General features: G+C 59.4%; 4 protein-coding genes and 2 pseudogenes. All 6 read right to left on the bottom strand.

All coding sequences use genetic code 11. The features are described 5' to 3' along the window. A pseudogene (locus VZ95_RS16030) lies at positions 1-79 on the bottom strand (30S ribosomal protein S15); the annotation flags it as partial. Beyond that, on the bottom strand, positions 63-1,016 hold the full coding sequence (truB, locus tag VZ95_RS16035) for a tRNA pseudouridine(55) synthase TruB (protein WP_045776753.1): 954 nt from the start codon (positions 1,014-1,016) through the stop codon (positions 63-65). The gene truB and the pseudogene VZ95_RS16030, both read right to left, overlap by 17 nt. Beyond that, entirely contained in the window at positions 1,013-1,261 is a 249-nt protein-coding gene (locus tag VZ95_RS29385; protein WP_456297707.1) for a hypothetical protein, read from the bottom strand. Before VZ95_RS29385 ends, truB begins: the two co-directional genes overlap by 4 nt. Positions 1,262-1,280: 19 nt before the next feature. Beyond that, positions 1,281-1,526 (bottom strand): annotated as a pseudogene (locus VZ95_RS29390) (ribosome-binding factor A); the annotation flags it as partial. 122 nt (positions 1,527-1,648) lie between these two features. After that, entirely contained in the window at positions 1,649-3,391 is a 1,743-nt protein-coding gene (locus tag VZ95_RS16045) for a glycosyl hydrolase family 28-related protein (protein ID WP_084627854.1), read from the bottom strand. A gap of 484 nt (positions 3,392-3,875) precedes the next feature. After that, on the bottom strand, positions 3,876-4,745 hold the full coding sequence (locus VZ95_RS16055; RefSeq protein ID WP_045776756.1) for a helix-turn-helix domain-containing protein: 870 nt from the start codon (positions 4,743-4,745) through the stop codon (positions 3,876-3,878). Positions 4,746-4,890: the final 145 nt, after the last annotated feature.

The following is a 4,890-nucleotide window of genomic DNA, read 5'->3' on the forward strand; positions in this document are numbered from 1 at the left end:
CTTCGGGCGAACCAGTATCGCCTTCCTTGGTGGCGTATTCTTGAATGAGAGCGGTCTTGCGCTCAGCGGTAATCGACATCGGGTGTCTCCCGTTGAAGGTTAAAAACGCGGCTCGGACGCAGAACCGCCCCTTCGCGCTGGCAAAGGGCAACAGGGAGTTTTTCCGACGTGGCCACAATAACAGCGTCTGGAGGGCAATCCGCCAAAACACCCCAGTCGCCCGGTGTGAGCGAAAGAGTTTGTCCTTGGCGGAGGCGCTGCGCCATTGCTGCTGATAAGGCCAGAGCCGGGATGTCGTCCAGCACGGTCATAATCGACAGCAGGCGATCCGACAGCGGCGGACTATGACCGGAGTCATCGGCCGAATCCAGCAAAATCGAGTCTTTTTCGTGAAACGGCCCCACCGCGATGCGCCGCAGCATCGACACGTGGCCGACCGTGCCCAAGGTCAGCGCCAAATCGCGCGCCAGCGAGCGCACATAGGTGCCTTTGCCGCAGTCCATTTCCAGCGTTGCATGGTCGGCGTCGGGCAAATCGACCAGCGCTAGGCTGAAAATATCAACCGGGCGGGCGGCGAGTTCCACCACCTCCCCGGCGCGGGCGAGATCATAGGCGCGCTGGCCGTCGACCTTGAGAGCCGAATAGGCGGGCGGTTGCTGAAGGATGGTCCCCAAGAACCCCGGCAGCGCCGCGTCAATCGCCGCGCGGTCGGGCCGATGGTCGGAGGTCGCGGTAATCTCGCCCTCGGCATCGTCCGTTGAGCGGGCAATGCCCCAGCGCACCGTAAACCGGTAGGTTTTGCGCCCATCCATGACCAAGGAGACGGTTTTCGTCGCCTCGCCAAAGGCCAGGGGTAGCACCCCCGAGGCTAAGGGATCGAGCGTGCCGCCGTGGCCGACCTTTTCGGCATTCAGTAGGCGTTTCGCCTTACCGACCACCGCCGCCGAACTGACGCCCAGGGGCTTATCGACAATCAACCAGCCATGCACGGGAACGCCGCGCCGTTTCCGGCTCATTTTGCGGGGTCGGCTTCGTCGCCTTCACCCAGGTCGTCGTCGGCATCATCATCCACCGCGTCGGCTTCATCCTCTTTCGGCAGGAGGTCACGCAGCACTTCCGGACGGTTGAACAGCTCGCCGATGCGTGCGGCCTCGCCAAAGGAGGTATCGGCCTGGAACCCCAGTTCCGGCACGAATTGCAGGCGCAATTCCTTCGCCATTTGTCCGCGCAGGAAGGGGGATGCCCGACGGCAGGCCTTCACCAGCGCCTTTTTGCGCCTCCGGCGTATCTTCCCCGCCAAGCTTGGCGACGAAGGCGGTGGCGTGGCTGAGATCGTGGCTCATGCGCACTTCCGTCACCATCACAGGCACGCCCGCTAAATCGGGATCGCGTAAGCTGTCGCGCGCAAAAATCTGAGTGAGCACGTGCCGCACCTCTTCCCCCACGCGCAACTGACGCGGCGAAGTGGCTTTGCCCGCAGGGGCGGACAGGGTGTGCGTGGCGGAGGGGCGGGGGGGGCGGGGCATGTCTATGTCGTTTCGCTAAAGAGGGCGAGGACACTAGGCGTGCCGACCAAGTCTGTCAATTGAATCCCGGACGCTTTGGTAGCGCCGCAGCGTCCGGGGACTTCGTCATAAAACGCGCCGTTCTAACCGATGAAGGAAACGTAGAGCGTCGTCGAACTTGCCGCGAAATTGACGCGCGCAACCCCCGTTCCGCCGTTCCGGCGAAGCTTGACGACGGGCGGCGTGGTGCTCTGGCTCAAGATCATCGGAAACGATCCGTTGATGGTGAGGGACGATTGCCCATTGGCGGCCCAGGACAGGGTTTTAACGGCCCCGTTCGCAATGACGGAGAAGGTCCCCGTTTCCGTCGTGCCCAGATCGCTGAGGGAGATCGTGACGTCGAACTGCCACAGGCCTGTATTGGGAATACCCGTGGTTAGAATAGTCGCATCACCCCGCAGAACTTGCGGGAAGGGGATGGTCGTTTCCGTTGCGGCCGGCAGGTCGACCACCGCCGTGCCCCGTGCGAAGACATACCCATTGGAAACCGGATTGCCGACCGTAAGCTTACCCAATTCATACATGCGGGTGTTGGCGTCGGCATGCGGGTACTTATTGAATTTCTTCTGATTGGGGGCGGTCAGGGTTATCCACGTAGGATTGTCGACGGTGATATTATTGTAAGTCCCGGTATCGCCCAGATAGATACCATCATAGGCGATACCGCCCTGGGCATCCGCCCTGAAGGAGCATTGCTCCAGAATGACGGTCGCTACGGCGGCAGCCCCTAAGGTGCCGCCGAAAACAACCCCTTTGTTCGGAATCATCGTCGTATTGGTCTGCCCATCGAGATGGCTGATAAAGCGGCATTGCTCGATAAGGCCGTTGGTCAGATATTCCAGCCGGATCTGGGCACCGTAATTGCTATCGAACTCAATCTTTCTGACGGATAGATTCTGCGGGCCGCTGTTGATGCGAGCTACGCGAAGCCCGGCCGCCTGGTCGCCCGACGCGGCGGTACCGTTGCCAGCGATAACCCCGCCGTCAATGTCGGCCCCCGAACCGATCAGGACCCCGGCACCATTGGCCTGAACCTTGGTATTCTTCCAGTATAGGATGAGCCCCAGCCCAGAATAACCGGCGATGCCATAGCCGCCGTTCTGAATGATCTCGGTGTCCTGAACATGCAGGATGCTCTGGATCGCATCGCTGTTGCCGATAACGTAGATGGAACTGACTTCCGTCAGCGTGGTGGGGAAGGAAATTTTGACGATAAAGTCACTGACGAGCTGGGTCACGATGGACCCCACCGGGACGCCGGGGCCTGAAATGCCCATCCCGACACTCAAGCGGGTGAGAAAACCGCCCGCGGCGCGCGTCAGCTCGTTGCTTCCGGCCGTCTTGCTGACGTCCGTCATCTCCGTGTAAATGGTCGAGACCAGCGGCGATTTCACCGCGTCGCCGCCGAAATTCTTAATGACGATACTGTTCAAATACCAATCGAAAGCACCGGTCAAGCTGAGGGCCGATTGATCGGGAATATCGGATTTTCCCGTCAACGTCATATTGCTGATAAGGCCGTTTTTCAGGAAACGATACCCAACGGTCTGCTGGCAGGTCAGCAGCGTTCCCGTCCCCCGATAGTCCATAATACTGATGTCTTTGCCTTCGCCGAACAATTGCGGGCCGAAGCCGTGATTGTCGACCGGCGCCGTCACCGTCAGCGGGCCGTTCAGCCGGAAGGTTCCCGCCGGAACGAAGACCGGTCTGCCGTTGGCGGCGGTCAAGGCTTGGGCAAAGGCGGAGGTACTGTCGCTACCGTCTGGCAACGCACCGTAATCCATGACATTGATGTATGGGCTATAAGGGCTCGATGGTGAAGTCATATTTCCCCCAAAAGAAAGTAAAATATTTCATCGCATCTTAATGTGCGGCGAAATTTCTTGTATATCCGTTTTGAGAATCATGGCAAAACGGCATGTAGGTATTTTTTCATGATAATGCATGGATTCTAATCTGACGTATTCTGTTTAGCTTTATATCAAGTTGATATTTTCTCTTCAAGAGACGGTTTTGTTAATTTTCCGATGGACACGTAAAAGTCACACCACTGCCGGAAGAAACCTCTTCCAGCGGTATAAAAAGGCGGGAGAGCCATTTTATGCAAAAACTTGAAGGACGTGGCCAAAAAAAGGGGGCTCAGACCACCGGGCTGATCGTTGCTACCCCACCCAGAGGGCGTGCGACCCGGAACGGCGACGGTATAGAACCGGATCTTGGTGTCTTCGCTTACAAGCGTAAGCCCCTCGTGTTGCGCCTGCGCCACCAACATCCGATTCTATACCGTCGCCGTTTCCCCAATCCCCGGCGCTAGGCCCCCCGCTGCCCCAGCCGATAGGCGCGCGGCGAGGTTCCGGCGCGTTGGGTGAAGAATCTTGAAAAATAGGCGGGGTCGCTGAAGCCCAAACGATAGCCCACTTCGGAGGCGGTCATATTCGTGTAGAGCAGCAGGCGCTTGGCTTCGAGCAGGCGGCGCGTATGGATCATCTGTTGCGGCGCACAATTAGCGGTGCGGCGACAAATGAGCGTAAGGCGGCTCGTCGTCAGCCCTAAAGCGGCGGCATAATGCGCCACGGTCCAGTCTTCGCTCAGATGATCCTCCAGCAGGCGGCGGAAACGATACAGCGTGAGGTGATCGTTGGAGGCAATCGTCGGGGCGGGTTCGGCGGCGTGCGACGCGCGCAAAAGGCCGACCAGAATCAAGCTCACCCAGGCCGAAACCGCCGCCCGCATCGCAACGCCGCCCCAGCGCACTTCCTGATCGAGGGCGACGAAGGCGGCGCTCAAGCTCTCCAAGCTCTCCAAGCGCTCCAGGGGCAGCACGCGCGGGGCATCGAGCAGGCGGCGCAGGTCGATCGGCATCTCGGTGATGAAACTATCCGCCAGGGTTAGCACGAAGCCGTCGGTGTTTTCATCGAAGGTAAACCCGTGGACGAGCCCGGTGGGCACGATAATCGCCGCCGCTGGGCCGAAGCCGATGCGCGCGCCGTCGAGTGTGAGGCTTCCGCCGCCGCCGGTAATCAGCAGAATATGGCTCAGCCGATCGTGGCGATGCGGGCGAACGGTCCAATTGTGCAATGCAGCACGTGCCGCCACCGATTCGACGTGAACGAAGCCAATCTCCGGCTCTTCAGGCAATTCGCCATAAAGGGAGAAATGCGGGATTGCGTCGCGGCCCATGTGCCCCTCTGTCGAACCGAAGACCCTTCCGAAAAGTGCAATAATTTTACCGACCCGTCTATGGTCTCCTGCGGGGTGACTCTAGAATAATTCTGAAATTCAGAACGCTACCCAGGGGGAGGGAAATTTCATGACGACCACCGTT

Origin of the sequence: Elstera litoralis (assembly GCF_000963705.1) — a bacterium.
GTDB lineage: Bacteria > Pseudomonadota > Alphaproteobacteria > Elsterales > Elsteraceae > Elstera > Elstera litoralis.

Excerpts from the sequence above, each read along its gene's own strand:
- truB (WP_045776753.1), bottom strand. The coding sequence starts at position 1,016 with ATGAGCCGGAAACGGCGCGGCGTTCCCGTGCATGGCTGGTTGATTGTC.
- VZ95_RS16055 (WP_045776756.1), bottom strand. The coding sequence starts at position 4,745 with ATGGGCCGCGACGCAATCCCGCATTTCTCCCTTTATGGCGAATTGCCT.
- VZ95_RS16045 (WP_084627854.1), bottom strand. The coding sequence starts at position 3,391 with ATGACTTCACCATCGAGCCCTTATAGCCCATACATCAATGTCATGGAT.